This is a genomic window from Phascolarctobacterium succinatutens YIT 12067, assembly GCF_000188175.1.
In the GTDB taxonomy this organism is placed as follows: Bacteria; Bacillota; Negativicutes; order Acidaminococcales; family Acidaminococcaceae; genus Phascolarctobacterium_A; species Phascolarctobacterium_A succinatutens.
The window spans coordinates 14158-37698 of record NZ_GL830938.1 but is presented as its reverse complement, the minus strand read 5'-3'; the positions used below and the strand labels follow the sequence as shown (position 1 = coordinate 37698).

24 protein-coding genes, 1 tRNA gene and 1 pseudogene are annotated in these 23541 nt (G+C 46.9%); 1 reads left to right on the top strand and 25 read right to left on the bottom strand.

What is annotated here, in order from left to right; all coding sequences use genetic code 11:
- Window positions 1-542: 542 nt before the first annotated feature.
- The 14 genes and pseudogenes from HMPREF9443_RS09980 to HMPREF9443_RS09915 form a co-directional block, all read right to left on the bottom strand.
- A pseudogene (locus HMPREF9443_RS09980) lies at window positions 543-1274 on the bottom strand (type IV secretory system conjugative DNA transfer family protein); the annotation flags it as partial.
- Window positions 1274-1756 carry a PcfB family protein gene (locus HMPREF9443_RS09975; protein ID WP_002304320.1) on the bottom strand — a complete coding sequence of 161 codons (483 nt, stop codon included), beginning with the start codon at window positions 1754-1756 and terminating at the stop codon, window positions 1274-1276. The gene HMPREF9443_RS09975 and the pseudogene HMPREF9443_RS09980, both read right to left, overlap by 1 nt.
- Window positions 1757-1792: 36 nt before the next feature.
- Entirely contained in the window at window positions 1793-2104 is a 312-nt protein-coding gene (locus tag HMPREF9443_RS09970) for a DUF5720 family protein (protein ID WP_002304317.1), read from the bottom strand.
- A gap of 10 nt (window positions 2105-2114) precedes the next feature.
- On the bottom strand, window positions 2115-2756 hold the full coding sequence (locus HMPREF9443_RS09965) for a DUF3846 domain-containing protein (protein WP_002588969.1): 642 nt from the start codon (window positions 2754-2756) through the stop codon (window positions 2115-2117).
- 54 nt (window positions 2757-2810) lie between these two features.
- Window positions 2811-3164: a hypothetical protein gene (locus tag HMPREF9443_RS09960; RefSeq protein ID WP_230197179.1), complete on the bottom strand. Its 354-nt coding sequence runs from the start codon at window positions 3162-3164 to the stop codon at window positions 2811-2813.
- Between the two features lie 182 nt (window positions 3165-3346).
- Entirely contained in the window at window positions 3347-4273 is a 927-nt protein-coding gene (locus HMPREF9443_RS09955) for a ParB/RepB/Spo0J family partition protein (protein ID WP_002304314.1), read from the bottom strand.
- Complete coding sequence (locus HMPREF9443_RS09950; protein WP_002304313.1) at window positions 4230-5057, bottom strand: ParA family protein; 828 nt, start codon at window positions 5055-5057, stop codon at window positions 4230-4232. The genes HMPREF9443_RS09955 and HMPREF9443_RS09950 overlap by 44 nt, the downstream gene beginning before the upstream one ends.
- A gap of 6 nt (window positions 5058-5063) precedes the next feature.
- Window positions 5064-5993, bottom strand: coding sequence for a DUF6017 domain-containing protein (locus HMPREF9443_RS09945; protein WP_002304312.1), 930 nt, complete (start codon window positions 5991-5993; stop codon window positions 5064-5066).
- Entirely contained in the window at window positions 5990-6193 is a 204-nt protein-coding gene (locus tag HMPREF9443_RS09940) for a hypothetical protein (protein WP_223385014.1), read from the bottom strand. The genes HMPREF9443_RS09945 and HMPREF9443_RS09940 overlap by 4 nt, the downstream gene beginning before the upstream one ends.
- A gap of 569 nt (window positions 6194-6762) precedes the next feature.
- A tRNA-Arg gene (locus tag HMPREF9443_RS09935) sits at window positions 6763-6839 on the bottom strand.
- Window positions 6840-7060: 221 nt separating this feature from the next.
- The gene (locus HMPREF9443_RS09930; protein WP_040565489.1) at window positions 7061-7669 is read right to left on the bottom strand and encodes a hypothetical protein; all 609 of its coding nucleotides are present in this window, start codon (window positions 7667-7669) and stop codon (window positions 7061-7063) included.
- Between the two features lie 87 nt (window positions 7670-7756).
- The gene (locus HMPREF9443_RS09925; protein WP_009146478.1) at window positions 7757-8095 is read right to left on the bottom strand and encodes a hypothetical protein; all 339 of its coding nucleotides are present in this window, start codon (window positions 8093-8095) and stop codon (window positions 7757-7759) included.
- Window positions 8096-8227: 132 nt separating this feature from the next.
- Window positions 8228-10330 (bottom strand): RNA degradosome polyphosphate kinase, encoded by a 2103-nt coding sequence (locus tag HMPREF9443_RS09920; protein WP_009146477.1) that lies wholly within the window; start codon window positions 10328-10330, stop codon window positions 8228-8230.
- Window positions 10330-11880 carry a Ppx/GppA phosphatase family protein gene (locus HMPREF9443_RS09915; protein ID WP_009146476.1) on the bottom strand — a complete coding sequence of 517 codons (1551 nt, stop codon included), beginning with the start codon at window positions 11878-11880 and terminating at the stop codon, window positions 10330-10332. Before HMPREF9443_RS09915 ends, HMPREF9443_RS09920 begins: the two co-directional genes overlap by 1 nt.
- 214 nt (window positions 11881-12094) lie before the next feature.
- On the opposite strand from HMPREF9443_RS09915, the gene HMPREF9443_RS09910 reads away from it, so the two are divergent.
- Window positions 12095-13627: a Ppx/GppA phosphatase family protein gene (locus HMPREF9443_RS09910; RefSeq protein ID WP_040565487.1), complete on the top strand. Its 1533-nt coding sequence runs from the start codon at window positions 12095-12097 to the stop codon at window positions 13625-13627.
- 48 nt (window positions 13628-13675) lie between these two features.
- Here HMPREF9443_RS09910 and HMPREF9443_RS09905 read toward each other — a convergent pair whose 3' ends face one another.
- The 11 genes from HMPREF9443_RS09905 to HMPREF9443_RS09855 form a co-directional block, all read right to left on the bottom strand.
- Window positions 13676-14080, bottom strand: coding sequence for a type II toxin-antitoxin system RelE/ParE family toxin (locus HMPREF9443_RS09905; RefSeq protein ID WP_009146473.1), 405 nt, complete (start codon window positions 14078-14080; stop codon window positions 13676-13678).
- Window positions 14077-14349 carry a type II toxin-antitoxin system Phd/YefM family antitoxin gene (locus HMPREF9443_RS09900; protein ID WP_009146472.1) on the bottom strand — a complete coding sequence of 91 codons (273 nt, stop codon included), beginning with the start codon at window positions 14347-14349 and terminating at the stop codon, window positions 14077-14079. The genes HMPREF9443_RS09905 and HMPREF9443_RS09900 overlap by 4 nt, the downstream gene beginning before the upstream one ends.
- A gap of 115 nt (window positions 14350-14464) precedes the next feature.
- A complete protein-coding gene (locus tag HMPREF9443_RS09895; RefSeq protein ID WP_009146471.1) occupies window positions 14465-15598 on the bottom strand; it encodes a M20/M25/M40 family metallo-hydrolase in 1134 nt (377 codons plus the stop codon).
- Between the two features lie 76 nt (window positions 15599-15674).
- Window positions 15675-16232 carry a manganese efflux pump MntP gene (locus tag HMPREF9443_RS09890; RefSeq protein ID WP_009146470.1) on the bottom strand — a complete coding sequence of 186 codons (558 nt, stop codon included), beginning with the start codon at window positions 16230-16232 and terminating at the stop codon, window positions 15675-15677.
- Window positions 16233-16263: 31 nt separating this feature from the next.
- Complete coding sequence (locus HMPREF9443_RS09885) at window positions 16264-16746, bottom strand: threonine/serine exporter family protein (RefSeq protein ID WP_050787138.1); 483 nt, start codon at window positions 16744-16746, stop codon at window positions 16264-16266.
- Entirely contained in the window at window positions 16737-17528 is a 792-nt protein-coding gene (locus HMPREF9443_RS09880; RefSeq protein ID WP_009146468.1) for a threonine/serine exporter family protein, read from the bottom strand. Before HMPREF9443_RS09880 ends, HMPREF9443_RS09885 begins: the two co-directional genes overlap by 10 nt.
- Complete coding sequence (locus tag HMPREF9443_RS09875; protein ID WP_040565486.1) at window positions 17528-18220, bottom strand: uracil-DNA glycosylase; 693 nt, start codon at window positions 18218-18220, stop codon at window positions 17528-17530. The genes HMPREF9443_RS09880 and HMPREF9443_RS09875 overlap by 1 nt, the downstream gene beginning before the upstream one ends.
- Window positions 18221-18327: 107 nt before the next feature.
- Window positions 18328-19584: a C4-dicarboxylate transporter DcuC gene (gene dcuC, locus HMPREF9443_RS09870; protein ID WP_040565485.1), complete on the bottom strand. Its 1257-nt coding sequence runs from the start codon at window positions 19582-19584 to the stop codon at window positions 18328-18330.
- Between the two features lie 173 nt (window positions 19585-19757).
- Window positions 19758-21767 (bottom strand): LTA synthase family protein, encoded by a 2010-nt coding sequence (locus HMPREF9443_RS09865; RefSeq protein WP_009146465.1) that lies wholly within the window; start codon window positions 21765-21767, stop codon window positions 19758-19760.
- Window positions 21768-21806: 39 nt separating this feature from the next.
- On the bottom strand, window positions 21807-22748 hold the full coding sequence (locus HMPREF9443_RS09860) for a diacylglycerol/lipid kinase family protein (RefSeq protein WP_009146464.1): 942 nt from the start codon (window positions 22746-22748) through the stop codon (window positions 21807-21809).
- Window positions 22749-22750: 2 nt separating this feature from the next.
- On the bottom strand, window positions 22751-23188 hold the full coding sequence (locus tag HMPREF9443_RS09855) for a GtrA family protein (RefSeq protein WP_009146463.1): 438 nt from the start codon (window positions 23186-23188) through the stop codon (window positions 22751-22753).
- Window positions 23189-23541 lie beyond the last annotated feature (353 nt).

Genomic DNA, 23541 nt, shown 5'->3' with positions numbered 1-23541 from the left:
GCAGCAGTTCGTCTGCTTATTGTTTTTCGTCAGACTATTCCTTGCGGAATCTGCTGCCTTTCCTCGTTCCGATAGTTCTATCTGTTCATACATACCCGTAGGTTCCTGCTATAGACCTGTCGGCTTGCCTGTGCCTGTAACACAGCATGGTCGTTCGTAGGATCAATTTCTACTAAACCACACCGACTGCGCATTAACGCACCCACACATTTCTGCGTGGTCTTCTTTTAGACCTGTACATTCGCAGGTTCGTCAGTCCGCCCGCCAAAGCGAACATTCTAACCATAGGTATCTTATAGACTCTCGGCTTATAGGTAACACAGTCTGCCTCCAGACCGCTTTCGACCACTTTAAGCAGTGGTTACGGTTACTCTCAGCCTTTGTCATGGGGCTTCGTACACCAGCCATTACAGCTAATGCACGCCCATCAAGGGTAGGCGTTTCAGGGCGTTACCCCGTCATTCCACCTATCAAACTACCAGTTCTCCGAACAACGGAAAACCGTTGCTCGTGCGCAGACTTTTTACCGTCTGCGAACGAGTCGCACTCGTCCAGAACTCATCACCGGCTTTTCCATCACCCTTTGTGTTGGCAATCAGCGTTGTCACCAGTTTCAGAATGTCTTTTTCTGAATGGATATAGGCAAATGGGTTATAGTGCATCGACTTCTGAAAGTTGATGGTGTTGAAAATCTTGATGGTGTAGCCATGCTTCAAAAGGGCGTTGCCGCACTCAATCACGATGCTGCCTTTCGGGTCAGTGACCACATAGGAACTGTGCATCTGGAGAAGGTTTGGCTTCAACCAAAAGCGAGTTTTACCGGAACCCGAACCGCCGATAATCAGAACATTCTTATTTCGGGCATTGGCAGGATTCTTCGGGCGATTGCTCATCATCAGCCGCTCCGTTTTCGTCAGGATCACATTGTCCTCGAACTTTGGTGCAATAAACGGCTCAATATCTTTTGCCGTTCCCCAACGAGCAGAACCGTACTCAACATTGTGTCGGTACTTCTTTGCGTTTTTGCCTTTTAGATAGACAGCCAGCCGAAGTCCTGCGCCGCAGAGAATACCAATCAGCAAATCCAACGGGTGAAAGCTGGGAAACGGATTGTTCAGGGCTATCGGAAGGGCATGAAAAAAGCTGAGGATTTTCGCAGATGAATCTGCCCCCTCAGCCAATCTCCATGCTTCTCCTAAATTCGTAGCGAACAACCCTACCAGAAAATACGGTAAATTCAGAATCAGGAGCTTTTTCATTTTTCTCTTATCCATCACAGATCACGCTCCTGTTTCTTCTCTCGAACCTTCTTCGGAATCGCTGCGACAATTTCCTTGAACTTCTTCAGCTGCGCCAGAACGCTCGGCTTTTCATTCTTGGTTAATGCCCTTGCCTGATGTTCCTTGCAGATTGCATCCAAAGCATCTGCATCTTTAGAACGGACAAAAACAAGAAACCGGGGAGGATCAACGGACTTATCTTTTCTTACGGCAAAGTCCACGCCATACTTCTTGGCGAGCTTTTCAAAATCACGGATACTCTCTTTGTCGATCTCAACATTCGTAGCACCCTGATTCTGTCCCAAAAGCTGTTTCACGGATTGCTTTCCATGAACGGCAGGGTCTCGTGCCTTTTTCATCTTCACTTTTTCCCGGTGCTGCAAATACTTGCGGATACCGGCAATGATAGTGCGCCCCGTCAGCTTGGTTGTGCTGATCGCCAGGTTTACTGTTCTGTTTTCAACTTCTTCCTGCATGATTCATCACCTCCTGCAAGCAGTAGAGTGAACAGATTATCGTGCCATATCTCTGTGGTCGTAATACAGATTGCCCTTGGCAACTGCGGCATGGCTGATAATCTTGATATTGCCAGCTTTCTGGTTATCCAGAGCCTTCTGATAACCCACATCGCTCAAATACAGGCGATTTCTTTCGCCTTTCCAACCGACAGGCGATTCATCGGTCAGCACATCGAAAATAATCATGTGCTTGGTGGCGTCATCAAATCGTGCCAAGTCCATATAGGTATGTCCCTGGTACTCCTTGGCACCATCCTGAATCCGCTTTCGCTCCATCAGCTCTCCAATCGTCGAATTTCTTTGCATAAGAACCTCCTTACAGAACATCTCGGTCAGGGTTACTTTTGTGGGGAACCGAATCAGCTTTGACAGGTGCATCTTCTTTCTTCACCATGTCATCCGGCAGGGGAAGCGCCATAATGCTGCGCCCCATGCGTACAAAAGTCTCAGGCTGATGAAAGTGTTCCTCAAACTGCTTCATCAGTTCCGGGGACAGAGAACAAAAATCATCCTCGCCCAATCCCACAACCAGAAAATCACCGGCGATAATGTCATAAATATCGCCGTCATCATCACGCAGCGCACGGTTCAGTTCTTTGCCTACGAGTTTACCTTCGTCGTGCATCACCAGTGCAACCGGCTCATTGAACGGATAAGTTGCCTCAATATCGCCACCTACGGCTTTCTGCAAATCCTCCAGCTCACAGCCGATCTGCACAGCCTGCGGATACATGAACGGCTTTACCAGCAACACATTCATGGTATCTGCCTGTTCTTTCTGAACCTCCCGTTCCTCGGTCGTGCCGAACGCAACACCGGTAAAGTTTTCGGAGTCCAGAATGTACTCCGAATTGTAATAAGCGGCTCTAACCTGTTCCTCTGCCGCATCGTGAGATTCTGCTTGCACCGTAACCGTTTTCTCCAAGGTTTCGGTGATCTTCACATCGTATTCTTTCAAGTTTCGATACCTCCGTTTCTTTGGAAATAAGAAAAGCGACCATCCATGAACCTGTTACAGTTCATAAATAGTCGCATCCACATCGGCTAAAAGCTCGAACAAGCAAATATCGTCCAGTTCGCAAATCAGGGAACCCATGTCGAAGAAAATATCGTCCTCGCATTCCACCGTAGTAACCACGCTGCGGTGTTCGTTAAGACAAATGGCTTCTTCCTTGTCCATCGTGATCGTAGACATACAGGACACCACATAGAATGTCATATCTTCTGCTAACCACAGCTCCTTGCTCTGAATCGTGCGAACTTTTTCATCGCCGCTCATATCTTCTACATAGGACAGAAGCCGCACGGCTCTGCTGTTCAGAAGTACCTTTCCCTGATAGTCGATACCCTCACCAGCAGAGGACAATACTCGATACTCGCTAATCATCTCGGCATTTTTCTGAAACGACTTTGCCAGAAGCGCAGGAGAAATATCATCGAACTCCTCACTGTAGTTTACGAGCATATCTACCATATAATCAGGATCGCAAAGGTCGTAGAGTTCTTCCAAAGCGCCCTGAATGTTTTTGGGTGTAAACATTTTTTACCTTACCTTTCCATTGATTTTTCTCTTTTTTTCTGCCATTGCTCCAAAAGCTGAATGATTTTATCCTCCATCTGCTTGTTGGTATAGGACTTCGGGAAGTATTTTCGCAACGAATCCGTTTTGAAGGTTACTCTGTCCAGCTCTCCCTTCTTGATTTCATTCATAATCTCGCACATCGCATCCAGCGTACACTCGCCCTCCTGTGCGAGCTTTTTAATTCGCTGTGCTTGCGAAAGGGAAGGAGCTGCTTGAGCATAATCCATTGCAGAAAGAAAATCCTTCTGTTCTTCACTTGCCAGATAGGAAAGCTCCACCGCAGGATTGAATTTGATCTGACCCGTATCTACCATATCCAGCAGTTCCGGAATCAGTTCGGTCAGACGGATATAACGGTGTACCTGATTTCTGCTTTCTCCTGCCTCCTGACCGACTATATCCATTGCCTGCAACTTCATCCCAACTTGGGATGAAGTTAAATCGGTGCGTTGACCTTGATGTTTAATCGCATCCAGCTTCATCTTATAAGCAAATGCTCTTTCACTCGGCAGGATACTCTCCCTCTGCAAATTCGCATCAACCATCAAAATAATGGCTGCATCATCGTCCAGGTCACGAACAATCGCAGGCATGGTTTCCTTACCCGCAAGCTCCGATGCCCGGTGCCGCCTGTGACCAGAAACGATTTCATAACCACCGTCGGGGTCAGGACGGACAATCGCAGGAGTGAGAACTCCGAAATCTCGGACGCTCTCTGCCGTTTTCATCATTTCTTCATCATCAACCACACGGAAGGGGTGTCCCTCAAAGGGGTGTAGCTCAGAAAGCGGAATTTCCTGCACACGCTCCTGCTGGGCTTCAGCTCTGGATTGATCGGTGGAGAAAATATCATCGTACCCCTTCAAGCTGATGTTTGCGCCTTTTTTCTGCATTGTTTAACACCTCCTTCGTCAGAATTTTATAGGCTTCGGCAACTTTGCCTTTGGGATCATGCTTGAAGATACTGGTTCCCTCTGCGCTGATTTCCTCTGCACGGACAGAGCGGGGAATGTCGGTCTTGTAAACCTTCAGCTTTCCGCCGTAGCTCTCCCGAATCAGATTGCTGATGTCTTTGGAGTAGTTGGTGCGGCTGTCCACCATCGTCAGAAGAATCCCTTCAATCCTCAGTTTCGGGTTGATTTGCCTCTTGACCTTGTTGATGGTTCCAAGCAGCTGTTCCAGACCCTTTGCAGGAAGGTATGCTGCCTGAACCGGTATCAGCACATTGTCGGCAGCTGCCAACGCATTGACGGTCAGCATACCCAAAGACGGCATACAGTCAAGAAGAATGTAATCATAATTCTGTTTGACTGTATCCAGGTATTGCCGGAGAATGGTTTCCCGGCTCATGGCATTGACCAGTGCTACCTCCATACCTGAGAGTTCGATGTTGGACGGCACCAAATCAACGCCCTCCGGATGATGAAGAATCCCTTCATCGGGAGTAATAGGGTTTTCCATCATAATCTTTCCCATCAGATCGGAAAGTGTCGGAGACAGATCATCCGGGCAGGGATTGCCCAAACTGACCGTCAGGGAAGCCTGGGGATCGGTGTCTACCAGAAGCACCTTTTTTCCTTCAAGAGCCAAGCCAACGCCCAGATTCTCGGTGGTGGTGGTCTTTCCAGTGCCTCCTTTCTGATTGACCACCGCAATGATGGTTGCTTTTTTCGACATTTATCGTCACTCTCCTTCCTCTCGCTTCATTTTCAATTTCTTAAATCCTCCTTCCAAATATCCGTGTGACATATCGTGCCGAACAAGAGCATCGTAGTAGGTGTCTATTGTCGTCGGCGCATTGTATATCGTAGTCAGCATATACTGACGGATATTTCTAATCTTTGTGGTGTTCTCCTTGAAGCAGTCCATAACATATCGAATGTGTTCGGCATTCAGTTTCATAAACCGACTGCGGACAATTTCTGCCGGACGCTCCTCTGCACCAATGCGAATCAACGGTCGCTTCGTGCAAACTGTTTCAACGATCAACTCCAGAATGTTATCCAGCATTTCGGAATCGTAAGGGTAATCCTTCTTCAACAAATCCATACTGAGCTGATCCGAGAAATAATCAAAGTATTCTTGATACCGGTCATTCTCGTCCATCATTCCACCATTTCCGGAAGGAAAGATAGAATCAGTATCACTAAATTCAGTATTTTTAATATCAGTATTATTACATTGTGATTTCGGAAGTTCTTGAGTTGTGATTTCCATTGTTCCAGAATTGTGATTTTCACAATTCAAGAGTTGTGAATCCACAGCAGAGATAAAGTTCTTCACATAGATCAGGTTGGGCTTTCCCAAACCCTGGCGCTTACGTTCAATCAATCCTGCTTTCTTCTCAAGTTCACTGAGCAGCTTGATAGCCTTTTGTTCAGCACAGTTCAGAGCCATCTTCGCTTCGTCGATTGTAAAAATGATATACACTCTACCGTTTTTATCTATCCAACCATTCTTGGCAGACAGGCTCATGCGGTCAAGCAAAATGCCATACAGCATCTTGGCATCGGCAGAAATATTCCAGAACCTCTCGTTCGTGAACAACACCTTCGGAACTCGATAGAATGTGAATAGATCGGATTGCTGACCGTAAAAATAATCAAAACTCACACGGCTTCACCACCTTCTTTCTGCGGAAAACTTTCTGTTGTCAGCGGAATGCTGCGGAAAGTCGTATCCGTCTTTTCGTAAGGACATCGGGCAAAATAGTAGAAGCGGTATTCCTGTTCATACACATCCATATCAACGAAGCCCCACTTCACGCATAACCTTCTTCGTACACCAACCAATGCACGGGTGATCTCGCCCATAGGGACAGCCATCACATTCCGACTTGGGTTTCGGCGGCAAAGAGATTAAGTAGTAGCAATTATTTCTACCCAGACGGCAGCCCTTTCTGCCATTCGTCCAGAAGTAGCAGTAATGACAGTCGCTCGGCTTGTCTGCGGTATAAACAGGCTTGCTCAAATAAAACACCTCCAATCTCTTGTATTTGCCCATGGGTTTGGGCATAAAAAAAGAGCGCCTATCCATCCCCAATGCGGGGCAAATAGACGCTCTATGTACATAACGATATTTAATTTTATCTGCTATAACTGCATGGTATTCAAAACATCCGCCTTTTTTGATTAGCTGGATTTTTGGCACGATTTTGGGGCTGATTAGCAGGAAGGGCATTTTCATTAGCAAGAACAGCCCGTTTTCTGCTAAAAATTAGCTGGCGATTTTGTCTTATAACAACCGTTCGATTCTGGAGGGGTTGTCAAAAATCAAATTTTGGAGTAGAATTTTATCTCATACAGTGAAAGAGCTTTTTCGTAGCTTTTTATATAAGAAAAGCCGAAAACCCTTGAAAACAAAGGCTTTCGGCGTTGTTCACTGGCGTCCATAAGAGGATTTGAACCTCCGACCCCACGCTTAGGAGGCGTGTGCTCTATCCAGCTGAGCTATATGGACGTGTCTGATATATGATTATAGCCCGATCAAAGTCGAACTGCAATCCCTTATTTAGTTTTTTTTGAGGTGGCCGTTGTAACGCAACCTTAGGAGGCGGTTGCTCTATCCTACTGAGCTACGGAACCATAACAACAGCTCAGGCAGAACTCAAGCCTTTCCACCCAAGCTGTATTAAATATTATACCGCAAAAACAAAATACTGGCAATGAGGAAACAGCAAGTTATGCGTCAGCAAGCTTCTCCTCTTTTTCCTTTGCCAAAAACTCCGCCACAGCAGGCAGATTAGCAAAAATAAACTGCTGCGCTGCCTGCGGATAAAGGTTAATATAATAAATCTCTCCGGTGGCTTGTCTTACACGCTTTTCGGTAACAATACCCAACGCAGAACCCTTTTCTGTCGGAATTTTATTGCGCCCATCCTCGGGCAACTTCAGATAACCGGTATTTTCCAACCATCTGCCAAGCTCCACCGTAGTAAGATTATGCATTTCCTTATCTGCAAAGGTATCATTAATATATTTTACAAGCTTTGTGATATTGGTAGCTTCAGTCATAGGCTGCAGCCTGCTCAGGTCATCCTGCTCCACAACAAAGCTGCTTTTAACTGCCTTAGGAGTTTTGGGTGCAACCTTAAAGCTCGTGCTCTGCGACACCAGATTCATAATCTTGCCGTAAACAGCAATAACCTCTGCGGCATCGGCAAGCGCCTCCTGTACCTGCGCGCTCTGTACAACCTCCAGTGAAAGCTCCTCCTCGGCAAAAGGATGTCTGTTTTGGCTCATACGGTGAATAACATTGTAAGCATTGCGTAATTTGTTGATATCCAGCATCTGCATTTCTCCTATTCTTCACACAATTTTTATAAACCAAAAGGCAGACTCTGCTAAATCAAGAGTCTGCCCTAAAACAATCAGAAGTTAATGTGCTTCTGCCAACACCTCAGCGGCAATATCGTCAGCCATTCCCGGAGGCATGCTCCATTCAACACGCACGCCGGTTTTACCCCAAAGACGGGTGAGCGCTACCTGAAACGCCTCCTTACTGGAAAGCGGCTCCAGCGTTATCGTAGCAAAATCACGAATAGTATCACCCTGCGGTACATCCAGGCTCAACGGAGTTGCCAGATACTTCTCGACAGCAGCCTTGGCTTCGGCAACAGCCTCCGGCAAGGTTACTACGGCAGTCTTATCCGCTTCGTTATATTCTACATAGCCATAATGGCAATTATAATTCAAAGTTACAGCATAATTACTCATTTTAATCCCCCTCTGCTCTTGTTACTAATTATAACAACTTAAGCACATAATATCAATATAAGGATTTAAGTAAGCAATTAAAATATAAGTCTTTTTTAGCTCGTAATCCTTGATAAATATGATGCGGCACTATTATCTGCGGCTGAATACAGGCTGCAGACGTTTTTCCATCGGCAGCTTGTCGGCAGTCACCGCCAGCTGCGCCATCTCGTACAAGGTGCTTTGTGCGCTCACAGGCTCCAGCTTGTTGCGTACACGGCGATAGGTACCGTTGGACTGCATCATATGCGCACCCACGTTATCGCGCAGATACAAGTCGAGCAGCGCCTTGATGCGATGGATATGCTCCTCTGTTTCTACCGGGAAGAACAGCTCAACGCGGTCATTAAGGTTACGCGGCATCCAGTCGGCACTGGAAAGATAGAGCTGCTCCTCGCCGCCGTTGGCAAACCAGAAGATACGGCTGTGCTCCAGCTGACGGCCTACAATACTGCGGACCGTAATATTATCGCTGATGCCTTCGATGCCTGTGCGCAGGCCGCAGATACCGCGCACAATCAGATCAATATGCACGCCTGCAGCCGAAGCCTCGTACAGCTTCTGGATTACGGGCTGGTCAATCAGCGAATTCATCTTGGCGATGATATGGCCCTCACGACCGGCACGCACCATGGCAATTTCATTATCAATCAGCGCGTAAATTTTCTCGCGCAGTCCCAATGGCGCCATAACCAGCTTATTCCAAACTGGTGGCTCGCTGTAGCCGCTAAGCAGATTGAAGAACGCCGAAGCATCGCTGCCGAACTCGTCATTGGCCGTCATCAGGCCAAGGTCGGTATACAGCTTTGCGGTGCTGTCGTTATAGTTGCCTGTACCCAGATGCAGATAACGCCTGATGCCGTTATCCTCCTTGCGCACGATAAGAATAATTTTGGCATGCGTCTTTAAGCCGACTAAACCGTAGATAACGTGGCAGCCGGCTTTTTCCAGACGACGCGCCCAGAGGATATTGTTTTCCTCATCAAAACGCGCCTTCAGTTCTACCAGTACGGTTACCTGCTTGCCGTTTTCCGCAGCACGCGCCAGCGCAGCAACAATCGGGCTGTTGCCGCTCACACGGTACAGTGTCTGCTTAATTGCCAGCACCTGCGGATCGTCGGCAGCATCACTCACCAGCTTAACTACCGGGTCAAAGCTTTCATAGGGGTGATGCAGCAAAATATCATTTTCACGGATAGCGGCGAACAAATCGCTGTCATCCGGCAGCTCCAGCGGACGCTGTGGCACAAATGGCTCATACAGCCACGGCCACATGCCCTTCATACCGATAAATTTAAAGAAGCAGGTCGGATCCAAAGGTCCGTTGATTTCATAGACCTCCATCTCTGTAACATCCAGATTTTCCTCGAGGAATTTTTTGATACGATTATTATTCGTTTTGAAGATTTCCAGACGTACAGCAGCGCCGCGCTTACGTTTACGCAGTGATTCCTCAACCTCCTTCATCAGGTCAACGCTGTCATCCTCTTCCAAGTCAAGGTCACTGTCACGCGTTACTCTGAAGGACACCATATCCAGAATATGGCAGCCCTTGAACAAATCGTGGCAATGGCTGGCGATAATATCCTCCAAAAATACGAAGGTACGCTTGCCCTCAGGCTCTACCTCAACAATGCGGTCCAGCACGCTCGGCACCTGAATCAGGCCCATGCTGTGCTCGCCGTCGGCCTTAATCAGCTCAACAGCAAGGTTCAGTGTTTTATTGGCCAAAAACGGGAAGGGACGCGAAGCATCTACCGCCATCGGCGTCAATACCGGGAAAACTACCTCGCGGTAATATTCCTCCAGCCAGTCCTTGCCCAGCTCGCTCAAATCCTTAACGCGGCGGAAATGCAGCTTCACCGCATCCATTTCTGCCATCAGCGCAATCAGCGATTTTGTCTGAGTGCGCACCTGCTCATGCGCTGCCTGCGAAATAGCCACCAGCTGCTCATGCACCGACATGCCGGAAGCATCGCGCTTTTCTACGCCGCTATCAAAATTGCTCCACAGTCCGGCTACACGCACCATAAAAAATTCATCAAGGTTAGAAGCCGAAATGGCGATAAACTTCAAACGCTCCAGAAGCGGCGTTTCTTTACCCATCGCTTCCTTCAGCACGCGCAGATTAAATTTCAGCCAGCTCAGCTCGCGGTTATAAAAATACTCAGGCTTTGTCAAATCTAATTTTCCCATCACTTATTCACCCGTTCCAAAATCGGTTCAATACCAAAAACTTCCTCAAAGAAAGTTGATTTATCATCAAACGTCCAGATTTCCAACGTCAAATCCTCTTTGCTTGCTGCCAGAACCTTCAGCTTATTATCCTTCAGCGTTACACTGCAGCTGTGGATTTTTTGCATATAGCTGCGGTCTAAGGCATCAGCCAGACGCACAATGGCAGCCAGCTTGGCTACAACCGGCACCAGCTCCTTCTCCACCTGCGGAGCAAGCGTATTGGTCTTGTCAAACAGTCTGTTGGCATGATAATACGAGGCCAGCGCTACGATTTTCTTATCCTTCTCGCTCAGGCCGATAATATCCGTAGACATAATCAGCTGATATGTATAGATAGAGTGACTGCGCATACAGATGTATTTGCCTATATCATGCAAAATGCAGGTTGCACGCAAAAGCAGGCGCTCATACTCACCCATGCCGTAAGCCTTGGCAATCTTATCGAAAATAATCAACGACAGGCGCTCCACCTGCTGGGCATGCTTCTTGTCATACAGATAACGGCTGCCGATGGTATGGAAAAGGCTGATAAGCTCCTGCTCCAGCTCCTTGCGCATTACAGGATTCGTTTTATTGCCGATATGAAGGAGCTGGATGCCGTCGATAAAGCGGTCTGCCGTAATAATAATTTCCTTGGCGGGAATCAGATGCAGCAGCTGTTCATAAAGCAGCACCGTAGGCAGTACAAGCTCCGCAACATTCTCCGGCAGCTTATATACCTGAATCAGCTGTGCCAGGCTCATCTGACGCATGCTGTCGAAAAAGGCATGGAAATCCGCTGCCTTGATGTGATGCACCTTCTGCTGCTCATCCAGCCCCAGCATCCGCAGCAAAAGCTCCGTTTCCGTACCGGACAGCACCAGATAACGCACCTTGCTGTCACCCAGCTCATTTCTTACCGGGCCGATTGTGCTGCTTAAAAATTCCGTCAGCGCCTTGTTAAAATGCATGCTTTCACGGCGGTTGCGCACAAAGCTTTCCTTAATACGGATGATACCGATGTGGAAATTGCCCTGATAGCAGATTTTTTCATCGCGCACCAGCGTTACACCCAAACCGCCGGAGGAAATATCCATCATCAGCATGCCTTCACGCTCGGTAGAAATTTTTTCTGCCTTCAGCGTATTACGGATGGCCACAAATTTGGTATAAATCTCCTTCGGCATATCAACAACATCGACCACAAGGCCGGTTTTGTTATAAATCTGATCCAGCAGAAAAACCTGATTGCTGGCCTCACGCACGGCCGTTGTCGCCTGCATAACATATTCCTCTACACCGTATTCCTTCATCAGGCGCTTGAAGCCTATCAGAATCTCGCAGATTTCGGAAACAAGCGGAAAAGGAATTATTTTATTTTTAAAAGTTGCCTCACCCAAACGGATGCGTCGATTGCAGCATTCGACAACCTTGTACCTTTCGGTATTATGATATTCGGTAATCTGCATACTGAGCATCTCCGAGCCTAGATGAATCGCAGCAAAGGTTGTATAATTTTTACGCTTCATTAGCTAAGCCTCCAAAACAGTATATTATTGATATAATTCGTTTTTCTTAACAAAAATCCTGCGAAGAAATCGAGATTATACATTAATTTAACAAATTAACACGAATTTTACTTTTTTACGCAGGATTTTTTCCGCTTATGGGTAATATAATAAATATATCGTTAAAATAGAATAATCGGAGTTTAGAGGAACACCCCACAAGGAGAAAAGAAAAATGCAACGAATCGCAATTATCGACATCGGCTCCAACTCGGCCCGGCTTGTTATCAGCCATATTTATAAGAATGGTGCTTATAATATGGTCTATAACCAAAAAGAAGCACTGCGCCTGAGTCAGAAGGTCGACGAAAAAAACATGCTTACAGAAGTAGCCTTCAGCAGTACCATCGAAACCATGAAAAGCTTTGCCTATATGTGCAAAATTTATCAGGCTGACAAAACCATTGCCGTTGCTACTGCAGCCATCCGCAACGCTGCCAACGGTGCGGAGCTTGTCGCACGCGTTGCCGAGGAAACAGGCATCCAGCTGCACATCATCTCCGGCAATACCGAAGCCTATATCAGCTATCTTGGCGTTATCAACACCATCAACGTCAAGGACGGCATCATCTTTGACTTGGGCGGCGGCAGTACCGAGCTGATTCTGTTCAAAAACCGTAAAATTTTGGAAAGCGTATCCCTGCCTATCGGCGCAGTCAATACCACCTCCATGTTCAACACACGCAATGTCATGCCAGCCAATGTCTTTAGCGACGTGAGCTTTTTTATCATTAGCCGTCTGGAAAAGTACCCCTGGCTCAAGCAGAACGGACTGCCTCTCATCGGCGTCGGCGGTACCGCGCGTACGGTAGCTAAAATCATCCAGCGTGAAAAGAAATATCCGGCAACCAAAATCCACAATTATTCCTATACCGCGCAAACATATTGCAGCTTCTTCAACAGATTGCGCAACACAAATCTGGAGCAACGCAAAAAAATTTCCGGCCTCAGCAGTGAACGTAGTGATATCATTTTGGCCGGCATTAGCATTATCAGCTGCCTTTTGGAGGCAACGGGTGCCAAAAAGCTCATCACCTCCGGCTGCGGCCTGCGCGAAGGACTGTTCTTCGATTATTATTCCAAGGAAAACCACGTGCCCATTATAGCGAATGATATCCTTAAAATGAGCAGGGAAAATGTGTTAAACCTATATGAACCCGACCAGCAGCATTCCAGACACATCACCCATTTGGTGTTATCAATGTTTGACGGCTGGAGTGAGCTGCACGGCTTACGCAAAAATTATCGCCGTCTGCTGGAAACCGCTGCACTGCTGCATGACATCGGCATTACGATCAACTTCTACAGTCACGCACGTCATAGTGCCTATATGATTTTAAATGCCAAGCTCTTTGGTCTGACGCACAAAGAGCAGGTCATCACGGCAGCTATCGCCGGCTGGCATAACGGCGTTTCCAAAAACTATTTCAAGGACCGTTTCTACAAGGAACTGCTTAGCGACGCCAACTGGAAAACAATCAACAAGCTGGCACTGCTGCTGGCATTAGCCGAAAGCCTCGATTATACGGAAACCTCCCAGATTCACGTTATTGAACCTGGCATCAACAAAAAGACTGCTACCTTAAAGCTCTATGCTCAAGGTATTCCCAGTATTGAAATGCATCAGATTCAGGAGCATCTGTCATGGTTCAAAAAAACCTTCGGTGTAGAGCTGAAGGTACAGCTGGCAACAGCAGCAGAAGAATAAAAATTCAGCAGCCTCAGTATACGCTTGCGTATGCCAAGGCTGCTGTTTTTATTTTGCTCCATATTTTTCTGTTTCTTCCTGAATATAATGTGTTGTAAAAACAGGCATAAATCCGCCGCCTTCTTTTTTGACATACTCGCGCAAAATATTTTGCCAAGCACGCTTAGCATACAGAAAACGAATGACATAAACAGCACTTTCATCTTCGCGCACGACATAAAACAGCAGATAATTTTTCACAGGCACGAAGCGGATTCCCCACGCACGCAAAAATGCGTCGTTACATAAGGGATAAAGAGTCGGAAAAGAAGCAAGGCTATCTCCTTCGCCGAAAAAATTCTCTATTATACGATCTGACGCAGAGATATTACACAACTTGAGCTTTATATAACTAGCGACAGCATCTAAATCCGTCAATGCTTTTTGCGTATAAATTATCTTGTACGTCATCATATATTTGCTCCAGGATATTTCTTTCTGAACATCTCTTTAGCATCTTCTGCAGAAACTACTCTCCCCGCCTCAATATCATCTAAACCTTGTTTCAACGCACCATACAACTCAAACCTTGCTGTAATCTCCTCGTAGGCTTCAATGCTCATGACAGCCAAATCACCCTTGCCGTTTTTGGTAATAAAAACCGGCTCCTTATACTGATGGCAGAAATTAGAAATCTCGTTATAGTTGTTGCGCAAATCTGCGCTGGAAGTAATTTTCGGCATAATTGCACCTCCTTTTTTATATATAAATTATACCTTAATTCGGCTATCTGGTCAAATTTCATTGAAAAAGACCTGCACGTTTTGCACATGCAGGTCTTTAATTATATATACCTTTTTATTTTACCGCAGCCTTCAGAATACCATGTACCATCAACGCGGTATTATACAAATCCTCTTCCTTAATGTATTCGTCAACAGTATGCACATGAGCCATGCCAGTGCCCAAAATTACGCTAGGCAGTCCGTAAGCATTCAGGAAGTTGGCATCACTGCCGCCGCCGGTTACCGTAATATCCGGAGTAAAGCCATGCATTGCGCAGGCAGCCTTTGCCAGTGCTACAACATCGCTGTTCTCGGCAACAGCAAAGGAATCATACTTGTTATCCACAAAAACCTCTGCCTTAGCGCCATATTTTTCAGCACTGGTTGCAATGGTTTCTACGATTTCCTTGCAGATAGCTTCCAGCTTTTCCTTATTACGGCTGCGCGCATCGCCCTCAATGGTTACCAGATCAGGCACAATATTGGTTGCCTTACCGCCGCCGATAATGCCGATATTACAGGTTGTTTCCTCATCAATACGGCCATAGCGTTTAACATCGGCAAGAGCCTTGGCAGCAATCATAATGGAGTTAATGCCCTTTTCCGGCTCCAGTCCGCCATGCGCGGTTCTGCCGATAATGTCGATTTTATATTTCTTCTGGCCGGGAGCGCCGACAACAATCTCGCCCGGTGCGCCTTCGCCGTCCAGTGCATAGCCAACGTCCGCACGCAGCTTGGAGCGGTCGAGGCAACGGGAGCCGTTAACGCCGCCCTCCTCGCAAACAGTGAAGAGAATCTGGATATCGCCATGCGGAGCGCCTTCCTCCAGCAGCATGCGAATACCCTCTAAAATACCCTCAACGCCGGATTTATCGTCACCGCCGAGAATAGTGGTGCCGTCGCTGTATAAAACGCCGTCCTTTTGGATAACGGTAGTGCCGCCGCAGGGCTCAACACCGTCCATATGTGCAGAAAGCAGCACGCGTACCGCACCTTCAATTCCTGCGCTGGCAGGCAAAAATGCCCACATATTACCACAGTTGCCACCCAGCTTTTCACCGGCGTCATCCTCTTCCACCGTAAAGCCGAGAGCCTCCAATTTGCCTTTGAGCAGTTCGAATACCGGACGCTCCTGCAGACTGTGACAAGGCAGAGCAACAATTTCCTTAAATTCTGCGAGCATACGCTCCTTATTTACTTGCGTCATGTATATCTTCCTTTCTATGATATAAATTAAGCTCAGCGTGCCTAAAGGGGCAGCAAATCCGCTAAACTTTTATTCCTTAAATTATTCCTGTATGTTCCAGCAAAATTTTGACACCGATAAAAATCAGCACCAAGCCGCCGGCAACATCAGCTCTTTTGCCGGCCATAGCTCCAAGCTTAAAGCCTGCCAGACCGCCAAAGGCTGCGATAGCAAAGGTCACCACACCAATCAGTATGGAAGCGGACCAGATATCGGTATTCAAAAAGGCCAGGCTGATACCTACTGCCAGAGCGTCAATACTGGTGGCAATCGCCAGCACCGCCATCTCCTTCACGCTATAATCTTTTTTGACATGGCAGGCCTCGTTTGCTTCACGAATCATGTTGATTCCCAGATAAAGCAATAAGAAAAAGGCAAGCCAATGGTCATATTCCGTAATATAATCACGAAACGATACAGCGCCGAAATAGCCTATCACAGGCATCAAAAACTGAAATGCTCCGAACCAGCTGCCGAAGCGCAAAGCTCCGCGCAGTCTGTTATCCGGTATCAGCACCATACTGCCGCAAACGGAAACGGCAAAGGCATCCATCGCCAGGCCAACCGCCAACAGCAACAGTTCTGCTAAACCCATATTTTCATTCCCTCACTCACTACAAATAACCTTATTCTTTTTCTTCCTTATGCAACAGCTGCAGCAATCGTTTATGATCCTTGCTTATCTTAATTACACGGAATACGCTTGTCATAAGCATCATCCCCAAGGCAATAGCACTGGCATCCATGCCGGTGGTTATAAGGATGTTCATACCCGTGTCGTAATTATTTTCTATAATCGCTGCCATACCGCGATACATGCCAAGTCCCGGCACAATCGGGATAATACCCGGTATAACAAAAATGGTTACCGGCTGCTTAAACATGCGTGCCGCCAGTTCGCTCAAAAGTGAAAGCGCAACCGTGGCAAAAAACATGGCATAAAAAGAATCATACGCCATATCCTTGCGGATGTAGCAATAAACTACCCAGCCTACAGCACCGATAAAGCCGCTGACAGGCAAACTTTTACGCGGTGCCTGAAACAGAATACCGAAGGCAGCAGTAGCAATAAATGCAAAGCCAAAGGCTGTAAAATAATTTATGCCCACAGCTTCCACCCCCAGTGATACCATACAAGCAGGCTAAATGCCAGGCCAATCGCAATGGATGTAGCGAAAAGCATCGCCTCGGCGATACGCGAATTACCGGAAATCAAATCGCCGGCCATATAATCGCGCAGGCCGTTGGTAAAAGCTACGCCCGGCAGGAACGGCATCAGTGCACCTACGATGATGTTGGTACGTGTACATTCGCCGTCCATCTCACAGCAAAAAATAGCCAAAGCACCGATTGCCGCACCGGAAAGCGCATTCTCCCAAAAGGCACTGGGACGATAACCGCCCAGCTGCTTCAACAGCACCATTGAAAGACCGCCGGTAATAAAGGCCGCAATAAAGTCATGGCCGTTGCCTCCCAACATCGCCGAAAAGGCTGCCGAGCTTATTGCCGAAGCCATGCAGACACGCCATTTGCCGTATGGCGGAGCCTTATGACGCAGCTCATCCAGATACGCCAGCGTTTTTTCATAATTCAGCGGCCAGCGTTTCAGATTATAGGAAAAATCGTTCACCGCGCTGATGACGCTCAAATTGGTGCTGCGATAACGAATACGGCTGATAATCGTCGCACCTTCGCTTTCCTCATCGCCTAAAATAATAACCGTCGGCGTAACAAAAACATGAATATCATGATAGCCGTGCGTATGGCAGAAGCGGGAAATAGTGTCCTCTACTCTGGAGGTTTCCGCACCGTTTTTCAAAAGTGCCTTGCCCATGCCAAGAGCAATATGCAAGGTCTGCTCACGGCTTAAAGGAACAGCTTCCAATTCCATTACATCTCACCGCCTAACAGCTGCGCTACTGCCGCACGGAAGCGGTTGGCACCGCCCATAGACGGGTGCGGCACAGCCATACATTCAACGCCGTAACGTGACAGCGTTGTCGCCGCCTTCTGACCGATAGCGACAATCTTCATCCCCGGACGCAGCTCCAGCAGCATCCGCGCGTACTCAATGCCTACATCAAGCTCGCTCGGTGAGGGCGTACGGTTAGTCAGCAGATTGCCTGCTTTATACGGATGAAACGGAAAAATATTCCAAAGAATAACATCAAAGGACGCAAGGCCATGACTGTTCAGCGCATTCCAGACAACAGTATCCGTGGGCTCGTTAAAGCCCTTCAGGCGCTGCGTATTGTTCAGCATTGCGCTGCTTGCGTCACTCGTGCGGCGGTAATCCCATTCGCCCAGCACACTTTTCGGCTCTACATCAGGATGATGCCCCAGCAGAATACGCTCCGAAGTAATAGCAATACCGCTGAAATGACCGCCCTGATAGCCCAAGGCCTCGGCAATAAACAAATAATGTGCATCCGCGCGCAGCTCCAGATAACGGCGCAGATTGGCACTGCGGATAACAGGAGCCTGCGGGCCTATATCACAGCTTGTATCAAAATCACGCCAGGGGTTAAAAACCTGCTCGCTGTGATAGCTCTGTAATTTATAAAGAAAAGTATTAATCTCCATAATTCCCTCCATGCATTATTATACCGCATAGAGGCAAGTCGTAGCAATAAAAATGGATGCGAAGCAAAAGTTCCGCATCCATTTTATACTTTTAAAAATATCAGATTTTAGAACAGCAGCAGAATCATGCCTACAACCAGCGCCAGGGTAATACCCAGAGCATTACGCTTGCAAACCTCCATCGGGTCTACACCGGCAATGCCTGCGCAGATAATAGTAGCGCCGGCAATCGGGGAAATAGTACGGCCGAGAGTACCGCCCAAAGCTGCAATAGAGCCCATGTTCATGTTTTCCAGACCAAACTGTGCCGCATGCGGAGTAACTGCTTCGTTAAACGCAACAGTTGCAGCGTCACCGGAACCGGAAATAAGTGCCAGCACAAACGGGCCGAAGGTAGCAGCAATTTTAACAATACCGGTAGAATTCAGCATCCAGTTAATCAGCGCCTTAATCAGTCCCAAAGCATTCAGGCCTGCTACGAAAACACCTACGGAAATAATAATACCGATGATATTAGCATAAGCATCGCCCATGCCGTCAAAGAAGCTCTTGGTCAGCTCAACAGGATTTTTACGGGTTACTGCCAAAGACAGGATTGCACCGATAACCATAGCGTGGGGTACGCCCATTTTCAGTACAGGCACCAGTTTAGTGCTGCCCAACAGCAGAATGATAACCGGAACCAGCGGCATGATAGCGAAAAGCGGATTGATGCCGAAGTTCTCGTCAACACCGGCTTCACCTTCCGGAACAAAGCCTCTGTTTTCCTTCAGCACAACTGCGAGAACAGTCAGTACAGCTGCAGCAATGATTACGCCGACCACAGTTGCCAGCATATGGTTGGCAATTACATCAGTAACCTGTACGCCTGCCAGCTTAGCGATAACGGCGTTATGTACCAGACCGGGGTTCAGCATACTGCCATAGGTACCGGATTTAACGGCAGCAGCAGCCATTGCCGGATGAATGCCTGCGGACATCATAATCGGAATAAAAATTACACCTACCGCAGCACTGCAGCCTGCAGCACTGGGGATAGCAATATTAACAACAAAGGTTGCCAGCGTAGCGCCGGGAATGAGCAAAAAGCCCATTTTTTTCAAAACCTTACCGATAGCGACAACCAAATGCTTGTCGCAGCCGGTATACTTCATGCACCAGGCAAAGCCCATGCAGGAACAAACAGAAGTAATCAGACCGGCATTAGTCATACTCTTGGCAAAAGCATCAAGAGAAGCCATCGGGTTGCCGGCAATGCAGCACATCAGAATACCAGCGGCAATCAATACCATTCTGGATTCATGTCGTTTCAACAAAAGATAAATTACACCGATAACAACGAGTGCACCTATTATCAGAAACATCTTCATTCCCTCCATAAAATTATTTTTTTGCATTAATATTATATGTGATAGAACTGCTTTTGAAAAGTGTATTATCAATTGTATACATAATACTTGCTTTTTTCAGCTAAGTTTATATAGCAAAAGTATAAATACCGTCCCACATCTCTGCGGAACGGTATTTTTTAATAACTTTATTGGTGCCACAAGCCATAATAATGAATAATATAGTTTGTTAAAGCATCCTCATATTCTGTATCCGGTACAGGCTTATCCATCTGATCGACCAAATGACGCTCATCCGACCAGTAGAACGCCTTACCGCCAAAGTAGCCTAAGGCATAGGGAATATCCGTAGGCTGCAGAAGATTGCGGCCCATGAATTTTTCCGGCACGTCGATGCCTAGAAGATATAAAAGCGTCGGTGCCAGATCAATCTGCGAAGCATATTCATTGGTGCGCAGATTATTGAGCGGTGCCATGTTCTTCGACACAAAAATCAGCGGAATCGGTGCAATGCTCTGCTTATCATCAGCCTTGGTAACGAGCTTTGTGTACTCGCCGCCGCTGTGCGGATTATGGTCACTCGTAATGATGAACAGCGTTCTGTCATCCATCAGGCCACGCTTCTGTGCTTCCTTAAAGAAATGCTCCAACGTTTTATCAACCCAATAAACGCCGCGCACTGTAATAAACTGATTGCTGCGCACATTGTCCGGCATTTCGTTCCAGCTGAAGCCTGTATAAGGATAAGGCTGATGCATATCCAGGGTTTTAGTAACCATCACCAGACGGTCATTCTTCGCTTTGGCTTTTTCCAGCAGCTTCAGTGTTTCCTCATACATTACGTCATTATGGAAGCCCCAGCCGCTGGCACCGGTATAGCCCTGTTTTTCCAGATATTCCTTGGCATAGTATTCGTTCATTCCGAACTGCGTCGGATATTCGCGCAGCTCGTTTGCATAATACTGGCTGGAAGCATTCATGAAAATGCCGCGCATTCCCTGCGCCTGTACACTGCGGAACAGCGAGGGCGTATTTTTACCGGGAAGATCCTTATCCATAATCAGATGCGAACGGAATGTAGCATTCAGGCCCTGCGTTGTCGGCACGGCAGAGGAATAATACCTGTTCATATGCGGATAACGGATAACAAGACTATTCAAAAACGGAGTAGCTTCTTCGGGAATATCATGGTTATAGTAGTTGATGTAATCACGGTGCATGGATTCCAGAATCAGCAGAACAACTCTGTCATACTGCGGTTTGATTTTGGCAATCTTTGCTTTAGGCTCATCAATGCCCATTTCCGTCAGACGTGTTTTATCCTTGGCAGTCAGCTCGCGCTGCTCCACATGCTTGCCGCCGGCAATTTTATCCGTATCAAAAATTGCCTTGCTGACAAAGTTCACATTAACAGGAACGGAAAGCATATTGCGATAGTTCATGCGCGTCTTTTCGTTCTCTACCTCAGCGTACATACCGATAACATTTTCCACGCCGTACATGCCGGCATAGCCAAGCAATCTGTCGGTAAGGTTCAAGCCCAAGGTGAACATGGCCACACAAAGCAACGACCAGGCAAAGTTCGGCTTACGCTTTTGCGGTTTCGGTACATAAAACAGCAGTAAAATCACCACAATGCTGATAACGATACCGGCAATCATCGTGTTGCTCATCGTCGCAAAAATACCTTTAACAGCATAGATATTCAGGTTCTGGAAGAGAACGCTCTCCACGTGCATGGAGGTCTGCCAAAAGTAAAAACCGTCAAAGACCAGCGCTAAAGCGGAAAATACATAAACAGCAAAATAAAGGATTTTCATCCCGATGTTGGGCCATTTATGGTAGCACATTGCCATCAGCAGCACTGCAAAAATGTTATTGTTAATACCGGCAAGCACGGACAGGCTTGTCTGCAAACCTTTATCAAGACTAAGCTGGTTTACCATAAAAAAGGCTTCGCCCAGATAAAGAATACCGATAACAATAACGGGAAAATAGCGCTGCAATCTGTCCGGCACACGCTTACGCCGGTAATACAGTACATATGCTATCTCTGCCAAAACGCTGTCACGCAATACATGATCAAAAATCTGAAAGCCAAACTCATTCAGCGGAAAGGGGTGCGTTCCGCCGAAGCTTTGCCAGGCAAAAAATCCTTCTACTATGCAGGCCGCGATAATAAAAATCAGCCAGCCCATTTTTCTGCTTATCCTATTCACCTTACACCATTTCCTTGCTTACGCCAAAAACTTAATCGGCTCGGACTCCATCTCAATTAAAAGCGGAGCAGTTGTTACAGCATCTCCGTCAAGCTCTGCTGCAAAATTCTCTTCATTGCAGCGTATTTCCATTTTTTTCGCTGCACGGATAATAATATCATTATCCAGCGTCAGCGCCTCCATAGCAATGCAGGCCGCATAACGTATAAAATCCCCGCGCTTATCACCGGTAAACAGCGCCGCATGTAAAAGAGGTGACGAAAGCGACGCACCGTTAAAGAGGTTGTAACGTCCGGCATAATAGCGGCTCTTGCCTACAATAACAGAAGTTGCATCATACCACTCGGCTTCATCATCAAAACGCACCTGAAAGCGGTAACGCCAGTTGTTAAACAGAAATTCCTTACGCATAATCTCTGTTCCCTGCCAAACATAAGCAAGCTTGTTGAGCAGCTTTTTCTCCTTTTCGGTCACCTTGTCTACTACAAGGGAATCAAAGCCTATACCGGCAACCGTCAAAAAGACGTTGCCGTTGGCGCGTCCCAGATAAACAGGCACCTCTATACCTTTGGATACTCGTTTAAACCACTTATGCGGGTCCGCCTTCAGCAGCAGCTCCTTAGCCACCAGATTTACCGTACCGGCAGGAAAAACGCTGATGTAAGGCACATACTTGCGATTAGCCAGCTGTTCAATCATCGCTCTGATTGTGCCGTCACCGCCGGCAATTATCACCCAGTCAACCTTTTCCTCAACTATTTCCGCAGCAATCTGCGGTATCTGGTCAAAGAAGCGGATATCTCGCATTTCTGCATTTTTAGGTCCTACTAATTCCTTCACCAGCTTATAGGTTTCATTCACCTTAGCCATCATACTGGCAAAAAGCTGCTTACCGGAATTACGGTTATACAAAAGCACAACCTTTTTAAATTTTTTTACGTCTACATATTCTCCAGGCATATCTAACTCCTAAAAATCCATTTTTTACGTGAGAGATAGTTCCATACAACAACAATACAGCTTGTCAGCACCTTAGACAGCATCGGCTGCCAGTCAAGCAGGCTGACAAAAATATACATCAGCAGCAGGTTAAACGCCAAGCCTATACAGCTTACCAAAAACACCAGGCTAAGCTCCTTGCCGCGTTTGTAACGGCTGCCGCTGTCAAAAACCAAAACATTGCCCAAGAAATAATGATACAGTGTTGCCAAACAAAAGGATAAGGCTGTTGCCAGCATAGTCAGCAAGGTCAGGCTCAGCCCGGTTAAAAGATAGTGGAAGAAAATGTAGAACAAGGCCCACTCCACCAAGGCCGCCGTGCCGCCGACAAACAGATACAGCAAGAGCTTAATCAGCTCGCTGTCCGTATAATCAACACCAAATAATATTTTCCTGCGCATAGCGTACTCCAGTCATAGTATAATAGCTTATTATATCATCTTTAAGCGAAGTTTTCAAAGCTTTCCAGTAGAAGATACCGATGGTGACGTATTTATATATTTAGATAATTGTTGAAAAAAGATACACTGCCCGCTCCTTTTGTATAGCAGCATGACGCAGTAAAAAGCGTAACCATCATCGAATTCAAAGATGGCAAGCAGGCTTACCGTACAACAGTAAAGCCCTGATTCCCCTCTCAATATCGGTCTTCCCAGCCGATTTGTGGAAAAAGTTAGGCTATCATACACTCTAGTGATAGCCTCCACTTTTTATTTCAGATATTTCATATAGAAAGCTTCTATTTTATCAAAGG

Bases quoted from the DNA above. Each gene is read 5' to 3' on its own strand.
- HMPREF9443_RS09855 (WP_009146463.1), bottom strand. From the start codon at position 23,188: ATGCGCAGGAAAATATTATTTGGTGTTGATTATACGGACAGCGAGCTG.
- HMPREF9443_RS09900 (WP_009146472.1), bottom strand. From the start codon at position 14,349: ATGCCGAAAATTACTTCCAGCGCAGATTTGCGCAACAACTATAACGAG.
- HMPREF9443_RS09890 (WP_009146470.1), bottom strand. From the start codon at position 16,232: ATGGGTTTAGCAGAACTGTTGCTGTTGGCGGTTGGCCTGGCGATGGAT.
- HMPREF9443_RS09940 (WP_223385014.1), bottom strand. From the start codon at position 6,193: ATGGGCGAGATCACCCGTGCATTGGTTGGTGTACGAAGAAGGTTATGC.
- HMPREF9443_RS09915 (WP_009146476.1), bottom strand. From the start codon at position 11,880: ATGAAGCGTAAAAATTATACAACCTTTGCTGCGATTCATCTAGGCTCG.
- HMPREF9443_RS09910 (WP_040565487.1), top strand. From the start codon at position 12,095: ATGCAACGAATCGCAATTATCGACATCGGCTCCAACTCGGCCCGGCTT.
- HMPREF9443_RS09970 (WP_002304317.1), bottom strand. From the start codon at position 2,104: ATGCAAAGAAATTCGACGATTGGAGAGCTGATGGAGCGAAAGCGGATT.
- HMPREF9443_RS09895 (WP_009146471.1), bottom strand. From the start codon at position 15,598: ATGACGCAAGTAAATAAGGAGCGTATGCTCGCAGAATTTAAGGAAATT.
- dcuC (WP_040565485.1), bottom strand. From the start codon at position 19,584: ATGTTTCTGATAATAGGTGCACTCGTTGTTATCGGTGTAATTTATCTT.
- HMPREF9443_RS09930 (WP_040565489.1), bottom strand. From the start codon at position 7,669: ATGCTGGATATCAACAAATTACGCAATGCTTACAATGTTATTCACCGT.
- HMPREF9443_RS09920 (WP_009146477.1), bottom strand. From the start codon at position 10,330: ATGGGAAAATTAGATTTGACAAAGCCTGAGTATTTTTATAACCGCGAG.
- HMPREF9443_RS09950 (WP_002304313.1), bottom strand. From the start codon at position 5,057: ATGTCGAAAAAAGCAACCATCATTGCGGTGGTCAATCAGAAAGGAGGC.
- HMPREF9443_RS09955 (WP_002304314.1), bottom strand. From the start codon at position 4,273: ATGCAGAAAAAAGGCGCAAACATCAGCTTGAAGGGGTACGATGATATT.
- HMPREF9443_RS09880 (WP_009146468.1), bottom strand. From the start codon at position 17,528: ATGGAATTGGAAGCTGTTCCTTTAAGCCGTGAGCAGACCTTGCATATT.
- HMPREF9443_RS09905 (WP_009146473.1), bottom strand. From the start codon at position 14,080: ATGATGACGTACAAGATAATTTATACGCAAAAAGCATTGACGGATTTA.
- HMPREF9443_RS09865 (WP_009146465.1), bottom strand. From the start codon at position 21,767: ATGGGCTGGCTGATTTTTATTATCGCGGCCTGCATAGTAGAAGGATTT.
- HMPREF9443_RS09975 (WP_002304320.1), bottom strand. From the start codon at position 1,756: ATGCAGGAAGAAGTTGAAAACAGAACAGTAAACCTGGCGATCAGCACA.
- HMPREF9443_RS09925 (WP_009146478.1), bottom strand. From the start codon at position 8,095: ATGAGTAATTATGCTGTAACTTTGAATTATAATTGCCATTATGGCTAT.
- HMPREF9443_RS09860 (WP_009146464.1), bottom strand. From the start codon at position 22,748: ATGCCTGGAGAATATGTAGACGTAAAAAAATTTAAAAAGGTTGTGCTT.
- HMPREF9443_RS09875 (WP_040565486.1), bottom strand. From the start codon at position 18,220: ATGGAGATTAATACTTTTCTTTATAAATTACAGAGCTATCACAGCGAG.